Consider the following 3,453-nt stretch of genomic DNA (forward strand, 5'->3'; position numbering starts at 1 on the left):
CAGATCCCGCTGCCGGCCACCTCGACGACCACGGCCCGGGGGCCGGGCCCGGCGGCGTACGTCGGCCGGGCGGTCCGTGCGGTGTGGATGGGCCTGGCGCACAGCGTCGGGTGGGCGGTACGCGCCACCGGCCGTCAGGCCGCCTCCGCCGCCGACATCGACCCGGAGCACCGCCGCGACGGCGCCGGCCTGCTGGTGATCGGCCTCGCCCTGCTCACCGCCGGTGCACTGTGGTTCTCCGGGGCCGGCCCGCTGGGTGCCCAACTCGCCGACACGATCCGGTTGTTCCTCGGTGCCATCTCCATCGTGGTGCCGGTGCTGCTCGGCATCGGCGCCTGGCGGCTGATGCGGCAACCCGGCGATCCCGAGCACCGGGGACGCGGCGTGATCGGCTGGGGCTCCATGCTGGTCGCCACCGCCGCGATGCTGCACATCGGTCAGCAGCCGTCCGACCCGACCGAGCGGGACTTCGCCGGTGGCCTGGTCGGCGCGGGCGTCGGCAGCCTGCTGGAGCGCGCGGTCACCGCCTGGGTGGCGGTGCCGCTGCTGCTCCTGCTGCTGGTGTTCGGGCTGTTGGTGGTGACCGCGACGCCGATCAACAAGGTGCCCGAGCGGCTCGGCCTGCTGGCCGGGGCGGTGATCGGCCGCACCGAGGAGGAGGACGAGGCCGAGGCGGAGTCGCCCGCCGCGCCGTCCCGGCGACGGCCGGCGAAGCGGACTCCTCCGCCGATCGATCCGGACGACTTCGAGGACCTGGACGGGGTGGACCTCCAGGAGACCGTGGTCCTGCCGCGCAAGGCACCGTCCCGGGTGCCGGCCAGCCGCAAGCCGGCCGAGCCGCCGGAGCACTCGCCCGCGCCGACCCGGGCCGAGCAGCTCGCGTTGACCGGGATGGCCGGGGACTACACGCTGCCGCCGGCGAACATGCTGAGCACCGGAGCCGCGCCGAAGAGCCGCAGCAAGGCCAACGACGAGGTGATCGCGGCGCTGACCGGGGTCTTCGACCAGTTCGACGTGGACGCGGCGGTCACCGGATTCACCCGGGGCCCGACGGTGACCCGGTACGAGGTCGAGCTGGGCCACGGCGTCAAGGTCGAACGGATCACCCAGCTCTCCCGCAACATCGCGTACGCCGTGAAGTCGCCGGACGTGCGGATCCTCAGCCCGATCCCGGGCAAGAGCGCGGTCGGTGTGGAGATCCCGAACACCGACCCGGAGAACGTGGCGCTCGGTGACGTGCTGCGGTCGCGGGCGGCAACCAGCGACCACCACCCGATGGTGGTGGCCCTCGGCAAGGACATCGAGGGCGGGTTCGTGGTGGCCAACCTGGCCAAGATGCCGCACATCCTGATCGCAGGCGCCACCGGCGCCGGGAAGTCCAGTTGCCTCAACTCCCTGCTGATGTCCATCCTGACCCGGGCCACGCCGGACGAGGTGCGGCTGCTGCTGATCGACCCGAAGCGGGTCGAGCTGACCGGCTACGAGGGCATCCCGCACCTGGTCACCCCGATCGTGACCAACGCGAAGAAGGCCGCCGACTCGCTGGAGTGGGTGGTCCGCGAGATGGACATGCGCTACGACGACCTGGCGGCCAACGGGGTCCGGCACATCGACGACTTCAACCGCAAGGTTCGCAACGGCGAGATCAAGGCGCCGCCGGGCAGTGAACGGGAGATGCGCCCGTACCCGTACCTACTGGTGATCGTGGACGAGTTGGCCGACCTGATGATGGTCGCACCGCGTGACGTGGAGGACTCGGTCGTCCGGATCACGCAGCTCGCCCGGGCCGCCGGGATCCACCTGGTGCTGGCCACCCAACGGCCCTCGGTCGACGTGGTGACCGGTCTGATCAAGGCCAACGTGCCGTCCCGGCTGGCGTTCGCCACCTCGTCGCTGGCCGACTCGCGGGTCATCCTGGACCAGCCCGGCGCGGAGAAGCTGCTCGGGCGCGGTGACGGCCTGTTCCTGCCGATGGGCGCGTCGAAGCCGGTGCGGATCCAGGGCGCCTGGGTCACCGAGCGCGAGATCGGCGACGTGGTCAAGTTCTGCAAGGACCAGCGCGAGCCGGAGTTCCGTTCCGACGTGCTGGCCCCCGCCCAGGAGAACAAGAAGAAGATCGACGAGGACATCGGCGACGACCTGGACCTGCTGGTGCAGGCGGTCGAGCTGGTGGTCACGTCGCAGTTCGGCTCGACCTCGATGCTCCAGCGCAAGCTGCGGGTCGGGTTCGCCAAGGCGGGTCGCCTGATGGACCTGATGGAGACCCGGGGCGTGGTCGGCCCCTCCGAGGGTTCCAAGGCCCGCGAGGTGCTGATCAAGCCGGACGAGCTGGACGAGGTCCTGGACGGCCTGCGGGGCACGGAGGGCTGACCTCGGTGGCTCCTGGCCGATCGGTCGGCGCCGTCACACCGGACCGACCCGTACACGAGGAAGGGCCCGCCGGACGTCCGGCGGGCCCTTCCTCGTGTACGGTGTCGCGGGTCAGCTCGCGAGGGCTGCCGCGAGGACCAGGTTGAGCAGGATCGCGGCCACGCCGGCCCCGGCGGCGTACCAGCCGAGCGGCTTGTCGCCCTGCACCGCGCCGGCGACCCCGAGCCCGACGGCGACCAGGCCGAACAGCAGCGGGAACAGGAACAGCGCGAGGCCGGCGAAGACGAAGCCCGCGATCGTGCAGATGCGGGCGGCGTTGGTGCGCGGGCGGGTGCCTGCGTGCATGTTGGCCATGATCTCCTCCGGTGGTCAACTCGTCGTTGATCGGCCAGTACCCATACCGGCGTGCCGTCCAAACAGCACCCCGGACACGGATCAGTGATAGATCTTGAGCCCCACCACACCGGCCACGATCAGCAGCAGACAGAGCAGTCGGGGCAGGCTGGCCGACTCGCCCAGGACGAGCATGCCGACCAGGGCGGTGCCGGTCGCGCCGATGCCGACCCACACCGCGTAGCCGGTCCCGACCGGGATCTCGCGCAGCGCGTACGCCAGGCCGCCCATGCTGAGCACCAGCGTCACCGCGAAGACCGCGGAGGGGACGGGTCGGGTGAAGCCGGCACTGCGGTCCAGGGCGATCGCCCACGCCGTCTCGAGAAGTCCAGAGATCACCAGTGCGATCCAGGCCATCGGGTCACCTCTTCGGGGCCGCCCGGGCCACCGGGGCACCGGGACGAGTCGGGTCCATCACGCGGGGCGTCTTGGCTCACCGGGTACGCCCACGACTCGTCCGGGACGGCCACGCGGGCCGTCGCGACCGACCGTAGCACCGGACGCGGCGGACGGCCCGGGTGAGAACGCTCACCGGAGGTGGACCTCAAGGTGACTTCAACTTGCAGGATGGCGGGCATGACGGTCCTCATCACCGATCCGGAGGTCGCCGCTGCGCTGGACGCCGCGACCACCGTGGACGCGATGCGCCACGCCCTGCTCGCCGCGTACGAGCTGTCTCTATACACATCT

The 3,453-nt window shown here is 71.4% G+C and carries 3 protein-coding genes and 1 riboswitch; of the genes, 1 reads left to right on the forward strand and 2 read right to left on the reverse strand.

All coding sequences use genetic code 11. From position 1 onward, the window contains the following. Positions 1 to 3 precede the first annotated feature (3 nt). The gene (locus tag EYA84_RS28930) at positions 4 to 2,370 is read left to right on the forward strand and encodes a DNA translocase FtsK (RefSeq protein ID WP_236146017.1); all 2,367 of its coding nucleotides are present in this window, start codon (positions 4 to 6) and stop codon (positions 2,368 to 2,370) included. Positions 2,371 to 2,481: 111 nt separating this feature from the next. On the opposite strand, the gene EYA84_RS28935 is transcribed toward EYA84_RS28930, so the two are convergent. After that, positions 2,482 to 2,715 (reverse strand): hypothetical protein, encoded by a 234-nt coding sequence (locus tag EYA84_RS28935; protein WP_343232793.1) that lies wholly within the window; start codon positions 2,713 to 2,715, stop codon positions 2,482 to 2,484. Between the two features lie 90 nt (positions 2,716 to 2,805). Further along, positions 2,806 to 3,120 carry a multidrug efflux SMR transporter gene (locus EYA84_RS28940; protein ID WP_131057162.1) on the reverse strand — a complete coding sequence of 105 codons (315 nt, stop codon included), beginning with the start codon at positions 3,118 to 3,120 and terminating at the stop codon, positions 2,806 to 2,808. Positions 3,121 to 3,180: 60 nt separating this feature from the next. Then, a riboswitch (guanidine-III (ykkC-III) riboswitch) is annotated at positions 3,181 to 3,246 on the reverse strand. Positions 3,247 to 3,453: the final 207 nt, after the last annotated feature.

The organism is Verrucosispora sp. SN26_14.1 (genome assembly GCF_004307965.1).
GTDB lineage: Bacteria > Actinomycetota > Actinomycetes > Mycobacteriales > Micromonosporaceae > Micromonospora.